Consider the following 17,279-nt stretch of genomic DNA (forward strand, 5'->3'; position numbering starts at 1 on the left):
CTTGTTTTACTTTTTCATCCAGATATCATCGCGATAACCTGAAATGGTGTTATCACTCGAAAAACGCCCGCTGGCTGCGCTATTTCGAATACTGATTTGTTGCCATTTAGCTTGATCTAAATAAGTCGCAGACACGTTTTCTTGGGCGATTCGATAGCTGTCAAAATCTGCTGCGGTCATCCACTGATCAAAAGGATCAACAATGGATGCGATAATGTGATCAAATATGCCGGGTTCAACTAAATTGAAATGACCACTTTTTAGCATGTTCATTACCCCTGTTAGGGCTTCTGACTCAGCAATTATCTGTTGTGGTTGGTAATGTGCTTTAGTTTGTGCCACTTCTTGGGCATTTAAACCAAATAAGAAGAAGTTATCTTTACCAACCTCTTCTAGCATTTCAATATTAGCGCCATCAAGCGTGCCAATGGTTAATGCACCGTTCATCATAAACTTCATGTTACCAGTGCCTGAGGCTTCTTTACCTGCGGTTGAAATTTGTTCTGACAAATCGGTGCCTGGGCAAATTTTCTCCATTGCACTGACGTTATAGTTGGGTAAAAATGCCATTCTAAGATAAGGGGTAACTAAAGGATCCGAATTGACCATGTGAGCCACATTATTGGCTAATTTAATGATTTGCTTGGCCATGGCATAACCAGGTGCAGCTTTACCGCCTATTAACACACAGCGGGGAGCCATACCTTGGGTGTCGCCATTTAAAATGCGGCGGTATAAATGGATAACATGCAAAATATTAAGTAACTGGCGCTTGTATTCGTGTATACGTTTAACCTGCACATCAAACATCATTTGTGGGTCAAATGTAACGCCACATTGTTGTTCTACAAATTCACTTAATGCTTGTTTGTTGGTTAATTTAATCTCAGCCCATTCTTTGACAAAGGCCTTGTCGCTGGTAAAAGCATTGAGCGCGGCAAGATGGGTCAAGTCTGTAATCCATTCTTTGCCTAATCGACGGGTAATTAAGCCTGAGAGTTTAGGATTACAATATGCAAGCCAGCGTCTTGGCGTTACACCGTTGGTTTTATTGTTAAATTTATGCGGCCATAGCTGATAAAAATCGCTAAACAAACCTTGCTTGAGCAGTTCAGTGTGCAGCCCTGCAACACCATTGACAGAAAAACTGGCCACTATCGCTAAATACGCCATGCGAATTTGTTGTTCTGGGCCTTCTTCTATAATTGACATATCGGCCAATTTTTGAATATTACCAGGCCAATGATGCGCTACTAACTCCAAGTATCTTGCGTTGATTTCAAAAATAATTTCAACAATACGCGGCAGCATATTTTTCATCATCGGCACTGGCCAGCGCTCTAATGCTTCTGGTAATAACGTATGGTTGGTATACGCCATAGAACGGCTGGTAATATCCCATGCCTCATTCCAGCCCAATCCATACTTGTCCATTAATAAACGCATTAACTCAGGTACGGCAATACTGGGATGAGTATCATTTAACTGCATAACATTGCGACGACTAAATTCACTGAAGTCTTCACCGTATTGGTCTACATATCGAGCCAGTAAATCTTGCAAACTGGCAGACGATAAAAAGTACTGCTGCCTTAACCTTAACTCTTTACCATTGACGCTGGCGTCGTTGGGGTATAACACCATGGTAATTTGTTCTGCTAGGTTTTTGGTCGCCACCGCTTCTGCATAATCACCATCATTAAATTCTTCTAAATCGAATTCATCGTTGGCTTCGGCTTTCCATAAACGTAAGGTGTTAATCCGGCCATTATTAAAGCCTGGAATTGGCATATCATAAGGAACAGCGAGCACATTTTGTGTATTAGTCCATACATGATGACGGCGCCCATCTTTGTCTACATAGGTTTCGGTATGACCAAAAAATGGTACCGTCACAATACGGTTTGCAATGCGAACCTCCCATGGATTGCCGTGACGCAACCAACGATCTGGACGTTCAACCTGATAGCCATCAATGATTTTTTGTACAAACATGCCATATTGGTAACGAATACCATAGCCGGTTACAGACAAGTCAAGACACGCACAGCTGTCTAAAAAACACGCAGCGAGGCGACCTAACCCACCATTGCCCAAACCTGCATCGTGCTCGACCTGCTCAAGATCTTCTAATGTGGTGGCGTAATCGGTTAGTACCTTTTGGGCTTCGTCGGTAAGATCTAAGCTAAGTAATGCATTACCTAACGCGCGGCCCATTAAAAACTCCAATGACAAATAAGCAATCTGCTTTTGCTGATATTGATTGTCTTTAATGCGTGTTTCTCGCCAATTGTCGAGCATTTGCTCTTTGACACTTTCTGCAACCGCAGTAAATAACTCCTCTTTTTCGTGTTCATCGCGGCAAAGGCCATAGCGAATATGGCGAGCAAGAGAAGCCCCTAGAGTGTCACACGGCTCACAAGGCTCCGATGTTTGTACAACTGAGGTTGCAGGCTTAGTTGTTTTAGTGGTCTTTTTACGTGTCGTCGTGGCTTTTTTCACGCTGGCGCTTTCTTTAGCTGTGGTCATCCATCACTCCTTGGTAAATTCGGTATGAAATAACATTAAACTGCGGTCCATTAATACAAGTTGTTGGCTAGCATCAACCTCAGGCTCAGACGCTTGGGTATGCAATAAACAATGCCAATGCCTTAAATGCGCAAATTGAGGTAATGTAAAGGTGTGCGATTGGCTATCAGCATTAATCATTAGCAGCAATGCTTCAGTGCTTTCGGGCACAGCGCCAATATCAGCATGACCTAAATTACCTGTCACAATCACACTCAATGTACGAGTATGGTGTTCACACCAATGGGATTTTGTCATCGCTTCACCCTGGCGATTAAACCAAGCTAATCCGTTGTCGAATAAGGCTTCTGGTTTATGAATAAAGGCCTGATGGCATAACATTGGAAACCGTTTGCGTAGGGTAATTAACTGAGCCGTAAAGTTAACCAATGCCCAATCGATGTTGTCCCAGTTGAACCAACCAATGGGATTATCTTGGCAATAAGCGTTGTTGTTACCTTGCTGGCTTTGTCCAGACTCATCTCCGGCAAGCAACATAGGTACACCTTGTGATAGCAGCAAACAGGTCAATAGGTTGCGTTTTTGACGATCGCGAATCGCGTTAATTTCGGCATCATCCGTTTCGCCCTCTACACCATAATTATCACTGCAGTTTTCTTGGTGACCGTCGCGATTATCCTCACCATTGACCAGATTATGGCGATCGCGATAACTGACCAAGTCGTGCAAGGTAAATCCATCATGACTGGTAATAAAATTAATACTGGCTGAAGGACCACGGCCATTATGTTCAAAAAAGTCGCTTGAACCATGAAATCGTTTAGCAAATTCTGGCAGTAAACCACTGTCACCCCGCCAAAATCGGCGCATTGCGTCACGGTATCTGTCGTTCCATTCACTAAAAGCAACCGGATAGTTTCCAAGTTGGTAACCGCCCGGCCCTATGTCCCAAGGCTCGGCAATGAGCTTAACTTTACACAATATTGGATCTTGAGTAATGGCATCAAAAAAACCACTGCCAGGGTCAAAACCATATACCTCACGTCCAAGACAACTGGCTAAATCAAAACGAAAACCATCAACGCCCATCACCTCAACCCAATAACGTAATGAGTCCATCACTAACATAAGCACTTGTGGATGGTTTAAGTTAAAGGTGTTACCACAACCGGTATCGTTAATATTAAAACGTTTATCGTTAGGCAATAATCGATAATAACTGGCGTTATCTATACCTCTAAAACTGTAAGTTGGCCCAAGATGATTACCCTCTGCAGTGTGGTTAAACACCACATCGAGTATCACTTCGATACCAGCTTGATGCAGCCTCGATACCATGTGCCGAAACTCGGCTATGTCACCTGTTTTATCCGCTATATAGGCATTGTGTGGCGCCATAAATGTAATGCTGTTGTAGCCCCAATAATTATTGAGTTTTTTTTCTGTCAAAAATGGTTCATCAAAAAAACCATGTACTGGCAACAGTTCTACACAGGTGATGCCCAGGTTTTGCAAGTAATCTATGACGACTTGGCTGGCAAGGCCGGCAAATGTACCTTGTTTAGTCGGGGAGATTTGAGGGTGCAGCTTAGTAAAGCCTTTTACATGGGTTTCAAATAACACACTTTTATTTAATGGTTTGGCTAATGGCGCAATGGGAATCTCGACAGAAAAATCGCAATTCACCACCTGACATTTAGGCATGTAAGCGGCACTGTCTTGGACATCAAAAGACAAGTCTTGGTTTTTGTCTGTGACATCGTATCCGTACAATGCAGGATGTTGGATCACCTTACCGACAAGCTTTTTGGCATATGGGTCAAGTAATAATTTATGATGATTAAAACGATGACCTAACTCTGGTTGATAAGGGCCAAAAACACGATACCCATACAATAATCCAGCTTTTGCCCCTTTAAGATGGCAATGCCAAATTTGGCGAGTATTTTCACGCATCACATATTGTGCAACTTCAACCTGGCCGCCAGGGTCAAACAAGCACAGCACCACTTTAGTGGCATTAGCCGAAAACAACGAGAAATTTACCCCGTTATTGTCGAGCGTTGCCCCTAATGGATATGGGTAGCCACTGGTCATTTCCATAACAAAACCCTGTAAGTTAGCAATCTAACGAGCGTCATGAGCCTTTATTCAGCCTCAACCAAAGACTCTGGTACAAAATAAGCACAACCCAATGGTGGTACTGAAATCACGATGCTATTTTCCATGCCTTGCCACTGTGTAGATGAGGTAATACACATTCCATCATTGATGACATGACTGCCGCCGTAATGGCCATGATCACTGTTAAGTATTTCGATGTAGTTATCACAACTTGGCACCCCAACACGAAAACCGTGGTGCACTTGCGGTGACATATTGACCACGATAATGACGTGCTGTTGCTTATCTTTGGCATAACGGCAATAAACCAAAATGTTGTTGTCTGCATTATTGCAATCAAACCAGGCAAAACCGTCACTTTGATGATCGCATTCATAGAGTGCAGGGGTTTGTAGATAGCACTGGTTAAGATCACGAACCCAATCTTGAATACCTTGATGCGGTGTATATTCGAGTAAATGCCAATCAAGGCTTTGGTTATGATCCCATTCATTGCGTTGAGCAAACTCATTGCCCATAAACAACAGTTTTTTACCCGGATGCGACCACATAAACCCATAATAGGCTCGTAAGGTCGCAAATTTTTGCCAGTCATCGCCGGGGATTTTATGCAACACGGAGCCTTTACCGTGCACCACTTCATCGTGGCTAAGTGACAATATAAATTGCTCTGTAAAGGCATAAACAAGGCTAAAGGTCAGTTCGCCATGGTGATAGCGTCGGTAGAGCGGATCGCAACTTATGTAACGCAAGGTATCGTTCATCCACCCCATGTTCCATTTAAACCCAAAGCCCAGCCCATTATGATCGGTTGATTGAGTTACACCGGGCCATGCTGTTGATTCTTCAGCAATCATGTTGATACCGGGAAAACACTGATACATACGTGCATTTAATTCTTGTAAAAATTGTATGGCTTGAAGATTTTCACGCCCGCCAAATTCATTAGGTACCCATTGATCAGCATTACGGCTGTAATCGAGATACAACATCGATGACACTGCATCTAATCGTAGGCCGTCAAAATGAAATTCATCGAGCCAATAATGGGCATTACTGAATAAAAAGCTGCGCACTTCAGCACGGCCATAATTATAAATGAGGGTATCCCAATCTGGATGCTCACCTTTGCGAGGATCTTCATGTTCGTACAAGCAGCTGCCATCAAAACGAACCAATCCATGAGGATCACGAGGAAAATGGGCAGGCACCCAATCGAGTAAAACAGCAATATCTTGCTGATGACATGCATCAATAAACGCTTTAAGGCCGTTAGCGTCACCAAAGCGATATGTCGGCGCATATAAGCCTACGGGTTGATAACCCCAAGAACCATCGAATGGATATTCACTGATGGGCATTAACTGTAAATGGGTAAACCCCATTTCTTTTACATAAGGCACTAATTCACTGATTAACTGTCCATAATCGGTATATTCCTGCCCTGCCTCACCCGTACGGCGCCATGACGCTAAATGAACCTCATAAATAGACATGGGTTGCTCATGGCTTTTACTGAGCATTCTTTGTTGCAACCAGCCTCTATCTTGCCATTGATAGCACTCTTCAGAAGGCGTGATTGAGGCATTATGAGGTGAAGGCTGCATTGACACTGCATAAGGGTCCGATTTAACCAAGGTATGGCCATTTGCATCAGTTATCGCAAATTTATAGTGCTGGCCAGCCTCAACATCGACCATAAAAATATCCCACAAGCCACTGGCAGGATGAAAACGCATAACATGTCGCTTTGCGTCCCACACATTAAAATCACCGATTAGCGCCACTTTTTTTGCATTCGGTGCCCACACACAAAAATGAATGCCCTTTACACCTTGATGTTCACGCCAATTAGCACCTTGAAAACGGTAGCCCTGTAATTGACTGCCTTCACCAAATAAGTACACATCTTGCGGATCCAGTAAACTGTCATATTGATAAGGGTCGGTAATGATTTGTTCGCATAATGGATACTGAACTCGCAGAGTATAAGCAAATGGCTTCACTCTTCGGCCCATTTTTCCAGCAAACACACCCTGGTTATCCAGCGGCTCTAAACTGGCCACTTTACGACCATCTTTAGCACTCAATACATCAACCGCGGTTGCGCCAGGAATAAAACAACGAACGATCAACGATTTGCCCTCATTGGCACTGTGCATACCCAGTAAAGAAAACACATCTGTGTATTCACCATTGACTAAAGCGATTTCGCTACCTTGTTCAAAATATGGAGTGGCTACAGTCATATACAATGATCCATTATTGTTCTGAGTTATTGGATAAAGACACATTTGCAGCAAATGAACGGCTGCATGCCTGTCTTGCTTGTTGAATTACTCTGATCCTTTGCTGCACTTTGCTACTTTGAGCAATTTGCTCAATGCTCAGCGGTAATCGTCTCTGCCAGTTAGGAAATTCTTTCCATGTGCCTGGGATATTCACACCGTGTTTGTCTGCGACAAGATCACTAAGTTGGACGCTAAATAATTGCGCATTCCCTTTGGCAACGACATCCAGCCATGCCAAAATAACGCAGTCAAAATCAATTAAATCAATATTTTGCTCCATGCTGGCATCTAATGCACCTTGTCGATTGAGTAAGGCAATAAGCTCAAATTTTTCTTGCTGTCGCTCATCCAAGGCATGTTGTAATTTATCGTCCGAATCAATTAACGCTAACTTGCGTCTTAATTTGAGATCGTCTCCCGTCCACCATGCTGTAATCGTAGGTACATCGTGATTAGCCAACATCATTAAGCTTTGATGTTTGTAATCTCTAGGCGATTTAAATCCATTGTGGTCTTTGCAAAAATAAAATAACTCGTTAGAAAAAATTCCCGCTTTGTGCAATCGAGACACGATTTCCGGCGGCACAATCCCTAAATCTTCACCAATCACAATGCAACGAGCTCGCTGACTTTCAAGGCACACAATAGCCAACAGGGTTTCAACCGGATAATACACATAGCTACCTTGACCTAAATCTTTGTTTAAAGGCCACCACCATAGTCGTAATAGCCCCATGACATGATCAATACGTAATGCACCACAGCTTTGCATGTTACTTCTAACCAATTGAATAAAGTGGCTAAAATCGTGTTGTTTTAATTTAACAGGATCAAAGGGAGTTAATCCCCAATTTTGGCCTTGTTCAGCAAATGGATCTGGCGGTGCACCAATGCTGGCGTTATCACAAAACATCGCTAAATTTTCACTCACTTCAGCACCATGACTCACCGCACCCACAGCCAAATCCCTAATCAAGCCAATACTCATGCCACATTGTTTTGCATTTAAATGGCAGGCTTCAAGTTGTTCATTTGCCACAAATTGCAGGTACAAATAAAACCCCGCATCTTGATTGAAATATTTTGACGCTAACTTTATTTCACTCTCAACAAACTGCATTAATGCCGGTTTGTCTTTTTCAATAAAAGCCAAATAAGCTTGGTATCTTGCGGTTTCACGCTTAACATGTTCCTGACAAAAAATTTGATACATCTTTTCAAAAATAGCATATTTAGTGCTTTGCACTTCTTGATAATTAATCAATTGAGATTGATTAATGGCTTGCTTTTTTTGTAACCATTTTTGGCTAGCTAATTCTGGCTCAATGGCTTTGTATTCATAAACAGATTCAATTTGAATATACAGCGGGTTTAACCGACGACGGTCGGTTGGACTATAAGGGCTGGGATTTTCCGGCTGACTAATATCCAGTGCATGTAACGGATTAAGTAAAATAAAATCTGCACCTGCGTGTGCCGCATAATCGATCAACTCGGCAAGATTACCAAAATCACCTATGCCCCATTGTTCATCGCTACGTAAGGCATACAACTGTGCATTGATCCCCCAGGGCTGTTGAGTACTGGCCGACACCTGCGCCATACGGCCTTGATAAGCCATTTGAGGCGCGATCATGATTTGCCCATATAAGGTATGAGCGCGAGTGGCATCACCAATAAAAGCCAAACTCAGATGATGGTATCCTAAATGCAAATTGGGCTTATCTAACTGCAACCGATACTGGCAATAGCGCAGACCATTAATGTGGTACTCACCGACAACAGTACACTCATCGCACTTAACCGTTACAGACAAGGTATCAATACTTTCGCCAAATACTGTTAGCTGTATTGAATAGGGGTAATTTTCTGGTAGCTGAATATCAATATGAGGATTATCAATTTCGCACCATTGAAATCGATGTAATGGTAGCAACCAAGGAGACACATCAAGTAGCTCAATACGTTGAGCGACTTTTTCATCGGTAATTAATCCAGCATATTCGCTGGGGTCACATTGATGTTGATTGAATGATGTTGGTAGCAACATCGTGGTTAAAATACCCTGCCTATCCTTAGCAGGAATGTGCACAAGATTACCGAAACAATCGATAAACTCTGCTCCAACGCCTTGCAAATATAGCAACTTCTCAAGTCCCATATTTGTCTTCCCTCGCGATTATTAACTGCATGAAATCCAGCAGATACCATGCCAGTTAATGGTAACAAATTGACTACAGTAAAATGGCAATAACATGACAAGAATATATTATTTAGAATCATTGAGTTAGTAAAATAATTTGCATTAAAACAACTGTTTAAGACAAGTGTTTACCAAAAACCATCTGCACTAATTTTGTGCAGCAGAGGCAAAAAGGGTGCAGTGAGTTAACTAAAAACTTGATTATTTGCGATAAAATGGCGCAGCAATATGACTTAACACAAACATTTACGTTTTTACTGATTGACCAAGCTGAAAACCACATAAGGTAAAATATTGCTAGGCTCATTGTTATAGGCAATACGAAGGGGTTGCAGACTTTGAGACACTACGCCACCCTGCTATGATGACATCATGCAAACCCCTGTGGCTAAGAGATAAATCCATCAATGAATAAACACGAATTTACGCTACGCTACAAATTACATCAGTTAACTACAGCCATCACTTCTGCACCGTCAACCTATTTAGGTCGTAAAGCGGCGGTTTTAATTCCGATAATAGAGCGGGATCAGCAACTGCATCTTTTATTAACTCAGCGAGCCATGCACCTTCGCCATCATCCAGGACAAATCAGTTTTCCCGGTGGAAAGGTAGAACCGTATGACACCAATGCTGTTGAAACCGCATTACGTGAAGCTCAAGAAGAAATAGGCTTAATGGCAGATAATGTTGAAGTATTGGGTGTTTTTCCTGCACATAAAACATTTACAGGCTTTGAAATCACCCCAGTAGTCGCTCTGGTAAAACAGCCATTTGAATTGATCATTGATCCTGGAGAAGTTGCAGACTGCTTTACAGTACCGTTGAGCTTTTTTATAGATAACAACAATCGGCATCAGGTATTTCACTACCGTCATGGCAAACGCTATCACGTACATTTTATGCCATTTAACGATCGTTTTATTTGGGGCGTAACAGCCGCAATAATTGATTTATTATGCCGCCATGTCGCTCGCAGGTAATTTAGCGCCTTGCACTCTCACAAGGATACATACATAAAATAAACGCATCGATATAAAATAATACATAACCAAATACTTATATTACATAGCGAATGTATAAACCAGCAGAAAGCGACACCACCAACAACAAAGGAATGTTAACCCAAAAGCCAATTTTGGTAGTGGTTTTAGCGTAAAAGTTAACTAACAGATTTAAAAAACTGACACCTGCACACCACCAGATTAAATATTCTAATTTAATCGTTAAATCAGGATCCCAATACAAACGTACCGACACCCCTTTACTTAAAAAGTAGCCCACGGCTCGATCGGGTCTGGCTTCACCATAAATAATTAGCGCATAAATGGCTAAGCTCCAGCCCAAAATCGACAATACCGTCAACACCACTTGCAACACACCTAATCGAGACATATCCAAATCCTTGGTTTACGCAATATAATCACTCAAGCTTGTCATTATTATCTAATGGCACTTTCAGCAATTACCTTGTTCGGCTTTAGCTTAACTTACACATTTGCCATATATTTAACCGACTTATTCAAAAGTAACACATTAATCAGTATAGAATAGCGTTTTCAGCTTGAGAAAAGCCACCAGCAAGGTAAGATAAACCCAAATTTTATATTCATAATTCGATATGTTGGAGAATTAAGCAACAATGAGCATTACATCTGTCGCTTCTGTATTTAAAGGTGAACACGCCATCGGTTCGCAGGTCACTGTACGTGGCTGGGTAAGAACACGTCGTGATTCTAAAGCTGGTATTTCTTTCTTAGCCGTTTATGACGGTTCATGTTTCGATCCCATTCAGGGCGTCGTGCCAAATAGCCTAGACAATTACAATGACGATGTATTGAAATTGACAGCAGGCTGTTCAGTGGTTATGACAGGTGAAATTGTCGCCTCTCCAGGCGCTGGCCAAGCATTTGAAATACAAGTATCGAACATTCAAGTTACTGGCTTTGTTGACGATCCTGATACATACCCAATGGCCGCTAAACGCCATTCAATTGAACATTTACGCGAACTTGCCCACTTACGCCCTCGCACTAACATTATTGGTGCAGTAGCTCGTGTGCGTAACTGTTTATCGCAAGCTATTCACCGTTTTTACCATCAAGAAGGCTTTATTTGGGTGTCTACACCGCTTATCACTGCATCTGACTGTGAAGGTGCTGGTGAAATGTTCCGTGTATCGACATTAGACATGGAAAACTTACCTCGCACTCCAGCAGGAAAAGTAGATTACGACAAAGACTTTTTCGGTAAAGAATCTTTCTTAACCGTATCAGGTCAGTTAAATGCCGAAACCTATGCTTGTGCATTGTCTAAAGTCTATACCTTTGGCCCTACCTTCCGTGCAGAAAACTCAAATACCACTCGTCACCTTGCTGAGTTTTGGATGGTTGAACCAGAAGTGGCGTTTGCCACATTAGAAGATGCCGCAGAATTAGCTGAAAAAATGCTTAAATTTGCCTTCAATGCAGTATTAGAAGAGCGCATGGACGATTTAAGCTTCTTTAACGAACGTGTTGATAATACCGTCGTTGAACGCTTGCAATCATTCGTTAACAGTGATTTTGCTCAAGTTGATTATACTGATGCAGTTGAAATCCTTAAAAACTGCGGCAAAACATTCGAATTCCCTGTTGAATGGGGTATCGATTTACAGTCTGAGCATGAACGTTATTTAGCTGAAGAACACTTTAAAGCACCGGTAGTTGTGAAAAACTATCCTAAAGACATTAAAGCCTTCTACATGCGTTTAAATGACGACGGTAAGACGGTTGCCGCAATGGACGTACTTGCACCTGGTATTGGTGAGATCATTGGTGGAGCACAGCGTGAAGAGCGTTTAGATGTATTAGATGCTCGCCTCGCAGAAATGCAATTAAACCAAGAAGATTACTGGTGGTACCGTGATCTTCGCCGTTATGGCACTGTGCCTCACGCAGGTTTTGGTTTAGGTTTTGAGCGTTTAGTGTCTTACGTGACAGGTGTTAATAACATTCGTGATGTTATTCCATTCCCACGTGCGCCTCGTTCAGCTAACTTCTAATACTGAGCTGTAATACCAATAAAAACGCGCCTTGCGGCGCGTTTTTTTATTGGTTTAGAGCATTAATGCATCAAAATCAATGTCAGGTAAAGATTCAAAACCTGGTTTTGCGAATAAATAACCTTGCATTAAATCAATACCGATACTTTTTAGCCACAGATATTCTTCAATTGTTTCAATGCCTTCTGCCAATGCAGTGATGTTTAATTCATGCATCATAGCCAAACAATGTTTTACAATAACTTGCCTTGTTTTATCTGTATGAATATTCCGGATCAATCCCATATCGAGTTTAATAATATTGGTTTGAAAATCCGCTAATAAGTTTAAGCCTGAAAATCCTGAACCAAAATCATCTGTGGCGGTTTTAAAACCCAAAGCTTGATAATAATTGACAATTTTTTTGATGTGATTACTGTCTTCAATTTTCTCAACTTCAGTAAACTCAAACATGATCTGCTCTGTTGGAAACTGATATTTTTTAGCCGCTTCGAGCGTAGTACGAATACAGCGTTCTGGCTTGTATATCGCATTAGGTAAAAAGTTAATGCTCAGCATTGAATCAATACCCAGTTTTGCCGCGAGGGCAATGGCTTTAATACGACAAAGCTGATCAAATAAATATCGATTTTCGTCGTTAACCTGTGAAATAACCGAATAGGCAGACTCATTGTTTACACCACGCACTAACGCCTCATAACCAAACACTTTCATGGTTTGGCAATTAATGATGGGTTGAAACGCCATTGTAAAATCAAAATCAAGTTCTGGGGTGTCACTGCATTGATTACAAACAAGTTTGTCACAATGATTTTCGTCTACTTTCATATTTTATCCATAACAAACGTTTGATGTAATAACTGTAGTTTACGCCAGAAAATTAAGGCATAAAAATGCATGTTAGCTGTTCAATATAATCTGTTCACGAAGGTGTTTAACCTCATCACGTAAGGCTGCGGCTTGTTCAAACTCAAGGTTTTTTGCATGCTCATGCATTTGTTTTTCTAGCGCGTCGATTTGATGGCTTAGATCAGCAACACTAGAGTACTTGGCACGTGTATCTGCCACTTCAGCAAAACGAGTTTGATGCTTGTCTTGGCCTTTAGCTGACTTAGGATCGCCAACGTCCATCACATCAGTAATACTTTTAACTACACCGCGAGGAATGATGCCATTTTCAAGGTTGTGTTGATGCTGTTTTTCCCGTCGACGTTCAGTTTCACCCATGGCTTTGGCCATTGAGTTTGTGATCCTGTCTGCATACAAAATTACTTTACCATTAACGTTACGCGCCGCGCGGCCTATGGTCTGAATAAGCGAACGTTCTGAGCGTAAAAATCCTTCTTTGTCTGCATCAAGAATACACACCAGAGAAACTTCAGGCATATCGAGCCCTTCCCGAAGTAAATTAATACCAACCAATACATCAAAGTGACCTAAACGTAAATCACGAATAATCTCAACCCGCTCTACAGTATCAATGTCTGAGTGTAAATAACGTACTTTAACGCCATGTTCATCGAGGTATTCAGTTAAATCTTCTGACATACGTTTGGTTAACGTCGTCACTAATACCCGCTCGTTTACCGCGACCCTTTTAGCAATTTCAGATAATAAATCATCGACTTGAATTGCCACAGGGCGGACTTCTAATACAGGATCAAGAAGCCCTGTGGGGCGCACGACTTGCTCTGCAACTTCACCGTCACTTTTATCTAGCTCATATTGGCTTGGTGTGGCAGACACAAAAATGGTTTGCGGCATTAAGCGTTCAAACTCTTCAAACATTAATGGCCGATTGTCTAATGCCGAAGGCAAACGAAAACCATACTCGACTAGGTTCATTTTACGACTGCGATCGCCTTTATACATGGCACCAATTTGCGGCACTGTCACATGAGATTCATCAATAATTAATAAGCCATCTGCAGGTAGGTAGTCGAGCAGTGTTGGTGGGCCTTCACCGGTACTGCGACCAGACAAATAACGAGAGTAGTTTTCGATGCCCGAGCAATAGCCTAACTCAACCATCATTTCAATATCGTATTGTACTCGCTCGGAGATCCGTTGCGCCTCGATTAACTTATTATTGTCGAGTAAAAATTGCCTACGGTCGCGCAGCTCTTCTTTAATTTCTTCAGTTGCCGCTAATATTTTTTCTCTAGGCGTTACATAGTGGGTTTTAGGGTAAATAGTGGTACGGGCAATGCGTTTATTAATGTGCCCCGTTAACGGATCAAATTCACTTAAACGTTCAATCTCATCATCAAATAATTCAATCCGAATGGCTTCTCGTTCAGATTCTGCCGGAAAGATATCAATCACCTCGCCTCGCACCCGATAAGTGCCTCGCTGCAGTTCAATATCGTTGCGAGTATATTGCAACTCGCTTAGACGAATAAGTATGTCACGCTGCCCCATAAAATCACCTTGGCGCAAGTGCAACAACATTTTCATGTAGGAATCAGGATCACCAAGACCATATATAGCCGACACAGAAGCAATCAGCACGACGTCTTTACGTTCTAACAGTGCTTTGGTTGCCGACAATCGCATTTGTTCTATGTGGGCGTTAACCGACGCATCTTTTTCAATAAAAGTATTAGATGCAGGCACATACGCTTCTGGTTGGTAATAATCGTAATAAGACACAAAATATTCGACGGCATTGTGAGGAAAGAATTCTTTCATCTCGCCATAGAGTTGAGCGGCAAGGGTTTTATTGGGAGCCATAATAATCGTAGGTCTGCCCATTTGCTTAATCACATTGGCAATGGTGTACGTTTTACCCGAACCGGTTACGCCCAGTAACGTTTGGCTGGCAATACCAGACTGTAAACCCTCAACGAGTTGCTTAATTGCAGTGGGTTGATCGCCTGCTGGCTCAAATTTGGACTCTAAGGTAAAGACTGACTCTGACACTACGCGGCTTCCTTTTTGATTCAACTTGGTATCATATACCTAAACACTGATTGGTTGCGATAGCTAATGATGATTGATGGCTGATGGCCGTTAGTTGTTAGTTGTTAGTTGTTAGTTGTTAGTTTAAAAGCATTTCAATTAATAAGGTGAACAATCACAGTCACGCAAACTTTCAGCTTAAAGCGTATTACGAGCCTTTTGGTATAAATACCCAGTAACGATGTGCGGTGATTCATTAAACGGCAAGTCAATAAACAATAGCGATTGGCTTACGCCCTAGTCGGCCCATGTTCAGGCATTTTATGTATTGTTTAGGGATGATGACAAATTGGCGATCATTACATGAAATTAATATACAGACCTTAAGATCGGTTAAAAACAGTGTATAAATCGATGAAAAACTAATCTAAATCTCAATTTAATACACAATCTACAATGCAAACATATTACAATTTTGCAATACACAGAACAGTGAACTTACAAAACAGTTGATTTTTATATCTGTTTGAATTTAATCAAGTTAACTCACTGCTAATGAATAGGTATATTTTAACTACAAACCATACTCAGCAAGGGCTTGGAGGATATTTACAGCAGAAGTCCACAAGCTTATCCACAGAAATAGTGGATAAGTCACTAAACATCAATGTGGCTGCGGGGTAGCGCGTTTGTGGGATTCATAAAAACGTAAAGATATCATGATGAAATTTTATTACATTTGAAAACAATACGACTCATAGAGACAAGCAGTTCACAATTAAGTTAAAACAGGCTCTAAAAAAAAGTAAAATAAGTCGCGATCTTTAGCATGTCGATCACGATTTATTGTCGTAGATAAATTGATGAACGTATCACACACTAGGTGCTAAATACTTCTTATTGCAAAGAGTGTCCTATTATTTATTGCAGAGCGCTGATTAGCCTCGGGCAACCCAAGCGCTATTGCACAGGCTAAAATATTGTATAACACCATATCTAAACCAAATCCCTATAGGCATATGCAAACATGCAACAAGCATTGTGAAGATAAAGTTGCCTCAAGGAAAAATGCCACATATGTCTATTATCGACACCACATCGAGCGGCTACGAGAGATTACATGTTCCACTTTAGGCCACTAAACCTTGACCTAAAAGTTCGGAATTGAATCAGCATAGTGATTAAAGTGGCTATTGCTACAAACGATTGCGACTAACGATTGCACTTAAGTATTGTAACCGCACAACAAAGAAAGCCCTGTTGATTTAATGATTTGTTATATTGCACATCCAAAGGTTGAGATTAAATCGTTAATCGCATTATTGATTGTGTAAAAAATGACATTAATGTCCAAAACTCGTGCACGATGTGTATTTGATAACCAATTGGTCACATAAATGCGTTTTTTTTTATAACTCGAGTTGACTCAGTTACCAGAGCGTTTTACTATGCGCTCCGTTCTCAGCAATACATTGCTAAAACGATTCCCCAGTAGTTCAGTCGGTAGAACGGCGGACTGTTAATCCGTATGTCACTGGTTCAAGTCCAGTCTGGGGAGCCAATTTAGTTAGTGTGCAGAGAAATAAACGTAATTCCCCAGTAGTTCAGTCGGTAGAACGGCGGACTGTTAATCCGTATGTCACTGGTTCAAGTCCAGTCTGGGGAGCCAACGTTTATTGTTATCGAATTCGATTCCCCAGTAGTTCAGTCGGTAGAACGGCGGACTGTTAATCCGTATGTCACTGGTTCAAGTCCAGTCTGGGGAGCCATCGAGATAACACAGAAAATTGAATACACAATTCCCCAGTAGTTCAGTCGGTAGAACGGCGGACTGTTAATCCGTATGTCACTGGTTCAAGTCCAGTCTGGGGAGCCAATTCAATTAAACACAGTAATGATCAATTCCCCAGTAGTTCAGTCGGTAGAACGGCGGACTGTTAATCCGTATGTCACTGGTTCAAGTCCAGTCTGGGGAGCCATTATTGTTAGCCAGAGTTAGTACCCTACACTGCTAATACCAACACTCCAAGCAACATTTTCCATCACAACTCCCCCACTTTTTACCTTATTTTTTCAGTGTCATAACCTATTGCTTGTATATTTTCTTTGCGCCACAGCTAAACTGAATTCCATCTAATGCCAATTAGGATAGAATAAGGCAGAAATTGCAGCGAGATCATTGTTCTAC

Annotated in this window: 9 protein-coding genes and 5 tRNA genes; 7 read left to right on the top strand and 7 right to left on the bottom strand. The window is 41.5% G+C overall.

The genetic code is table 11. The features are described from left to right. Positions 1-6: 6 nt before the first annotated feature. The 4 genes from K8B83_RS13470 to malQ are packed head-to-tail and all read right to left on the bottom strand — an operon-like array spanning position 7 to position 9,105. Complete coding sequence (locus K8B83_RS13470; RefSeq protein WP_188736857.1) at positions 7-2,529, bottom strand: glycogen/starch/alpha-glucan phosphorylase; 2,523 nt, start codon at positions 2,527-2,529, stop codon at positions 7-9. A 3-nt stretch (positions 2,530-2,532) separates the two neighbouring features. Then, complete coding sequence (glgX, locus tag K8B83_RS13475; RefSeq protein WP_223417414.1) at positions 2,533-4,632, bottom strand: glycogen debranching protein GlgX; 2,100 nt, start codon at positions 4,630-4,632, stop codon at positions 2,533-2,535. Positions 4,633-4,676: 44 nt separating this feature from the next. Then, positions 4,677-6,902 (bottom strand): 1,4-alpha-glucan branching protein GlgB, encoded by a 2,226-nt coding sequence (gene glgB / locus K8B83_RS13480; protein WP_223417415.1) that lies wholly within the window; start codon positions 6,900-6,902, stop codon positions 4,677-4,679. Between the two features lie 13 nt (positions 6,903-6,915). Beyond that, positions 6,916-9,105 (bottom strand): 4-alpha-glucanotransferase, encoded by a 2,190-nt coding sequence (malQ, locus tag K8B83_RS13485; protein ID WP_223417416.1) that lies wholly within the window; start codon positions 9,103-9,105, stop codon positions 6,916-6,918. A 449-nt stretch (positions 9,106-9,554) separates the two neighbouring features. Here malQ and K8B83_RS13490 point away from each other — a divergent pair, with 449 nt between their 5' ends. Beyond that, positions 9,555-10,130 (top strand): CoA pyrophosphatase, encoded by a 576-nt coding sequence (locus K8B83_RS13490; RefSeq protein ID WP_188736866.1) that lies wholly within the window; start codon positions 9,555-9,557, stop codon positions 10,128-10,130. A 76-nt stretch (positions 10,131-10,206) separates the two neighbouring features. On the opposite strand, the gene K8B83_RS13495 is transcribed toward K8B83_RS13490, so the two are convergent. Further along, on the bottom strand, positions 10,207-10,542 hold the full coding sequence (locus K8B83_RS13495) for a hypothetical protein (RefSeq protein ID WP_188736867.1): 336 nt from the start codon (positions 10,540-10,542) through the stop codon (positions 10,207-10,209). A gap of 247 nt (positions 10,543-10,789) precedes the next feature. Here K8B83_RS13495 and asnS point away from each other — a divergent pair, with 247 nt between their 5' ends. Beyond that, positions 10,790-12,190: an asparagine--tRNA ligase gene (gene asnS, locus K8B83_RS13500; protein WP_223417417.1), complete on the top strand. Its 1,401-nt coding sequence runs from the start codon at positions 10,790-10,792 to the stop codon at positions 12,188-12,190. A 54-nt stretch (positions 12,191-12,244) separates the two neighbouring features. Here the strand turns inward: asnS and K8B83_RS13505 are convergent, their stop codons facing one another. Together K8B83_RS13505 and uvrB are read right to left on the bottom strand one after the other, a co-directional pair. Next, positions 12,245-13,018, bottom strand: a complete 774-nt coding sequence (locus K8B83_RS13505) for an EAL domain-containing protein (protein ID WP_223417418.1) — start codon at positions 13,016-13,018, stop codon at positions 12,245-12,247. A 72-nt stretch (positions 13,019-13,090) separates the two neighbouring features. Next, positions 13,091-15,112: an excinuclease ABC subunit UvrB gene (uvrB, locus tag K8B83_RS13510; protein ID WP_188736871.1), complete on the bottom strand. Its 2,022-nt coding sequence runs from the start codon at positions 15,110-15,112 to the stop codon at positions 13,091-13,093. A 1,464-nt stretch (positions 15,113-16,576) separates the two neighbouring features. Here uvrB and K8B83_RS13515 point away from each other — a divergent pair. The 5 genes from K8B83_RS13515 to K8B83_RS13535 all read left to right on the top strand — a co-directional run bounded on the left by K8B83_RS13515 (position 16,577) and on the right by K8B83_RS13535 (position 17,070). Then, positions 16,577-16,652, top strand: a tRNA-Asn gene (locus K8B83_RS13515). A gap of 32 nt (positions 16,653-16,684) precedes the next feature. Beyond that, positions 16,685-16,760, top strand: a tRNA-Asn gene (locus K8B83_RS13520). Positions 16,761-16,784: 24 nt separating this feature from the next. Further along, positions 16,785-16,860, top strand: a tRNA-Asn gene (locus K8B83_RS13525). A 31-nt stretch (positions 16,861-16,891) separates the two neighbouring features. Further along, positions 16,892-16,967, top strand: a tRNA-Asn gene (locus tag K8B83_RS13530). A gap of 27 nt (positions 16,968-16,994) precedes the next feature. Further along, positions 16,995-17,070: transfer RNA gene (locus K8B83_RS13535), tRNA-Asn, on the top strand. The last annotated feature ends 209 nt before the right edge of the window (positions 17,071-17,279 follow it).

Source organism: Shewanella inventionis (assembly GCF_019931735.1).
In the GTDB taxonomy this organism is placed as follows: Bacteria; Pseudomonadota; Gammaproteobacteria; order Enterobacterales; family Shewanellaceae; genus Shewanella; species Shewanella inventionis.

Excerpts from the sequence above, each read along its gene's own strand:
- K8B83_RS13470 (WP_188736857.1), bottom strand. The coding sequence starts at position 2,529 with ATGACCACAGCTAAAGAAAGCGCCAGCGTGAAAAAAGCCACGACGACA.
- glgX (WP_223417414.1), bottom strand. The coding sequence starts at position 4,632 with ATGGAAATGACCAGTGGCTACCCATATCCATTAGGGGCAACGCTCGAC.
- glgB (WP_223417415.1), bottom strand. The coding sequence starts at position 6,902 with ATGACTGTAGCCACTCCATATTTTGAACAAGGTAGCGAAATCGCTTTA.
- malQ (WP_223417416.1), bottom strand. The coding sequence starts at position 9,105 with ATGGGACTTGAGAAGTTGCTATATTTGCAAGGCGTTGGAGCAGAGTTT.
- K8B83_RS13490 (WP_188736866.1), top strand. The coding sequence starts at position 9,555 with ATGAATAAACACGAATTTACGCTACGCTACAAATTACATCAGTTAACT.
- K8B83_RS13495 (WP_188736867.1), bottom strand. The coding sequence starts at position 10,542 with ATGTCTCGATTAGGTGTGTTGCAAGTGGTGTTGACGGTATTGTCGATT.
- asnS (WP_223417417.1), top strand. The coding sequence starts at position 10,790 with ATGAGCATTACATCTGTCGCTTCTGTATTTAAAGGTGAACACGCCATC.
- K8B83_RS13505 (WP_223417418.1), bottom strand. The coding sequence starts at position 13,018 with ATGAAAGTAGACGAAAATCATTGTGACAAACTTGTTTGTAATCAATGC.